This window comes from Chromohalobacter sp. HP20-39, assembly GCF_033052815.1.
In the GTDB taxonomy this organism is placed as follows: domain Bacteria; phylum Pseudomonadota; class Gammaproteobacteria; order Pseudomonadales; family Halomonadaceae; genus Chromohalobacter.
Map to the genome: position 1 here is coordinate 1 of NZ_JAWHTP010001231.1, position 231 is coordinate 231.

1 protein-coding gene is annotated in these 231 nt (G+C 59.3%); it reads left to right on the forward strand.

Annotated features, from left to right (window positions below; all coding sequences use genetic code 11):
* A partial coding sequence (locus tag RVY79_RS21805) for a hypothetical protein (protein ID WP_317466710.1) occupies positions 1-231 on the forward strand: 231 nt, incomplete at both ends.

A 231-nucleotide genomic window follows, 5' to 3' on the forward strand; every position in this document is an offset into this window, starting at 1 on the left:
GCCTGCAGCTCCAAGTCACGCAGGAAGAGCTGAACGAAAACCTGAACAACAACCGCGATCTTGAAGCACAGATTCGAACTCTGGCTGCCCAACTCACGGTGTCCCAGGAGGAGGTGGCCAATCGGCAGCGTGCCATGGACGAAGCACAACTCCAGGTCACCCGCAGCTCTTCGACCGTCAGCACGCTACAGCAAGAGATCGACCGTCTCACGCGCGAACGCAACGCGCTAG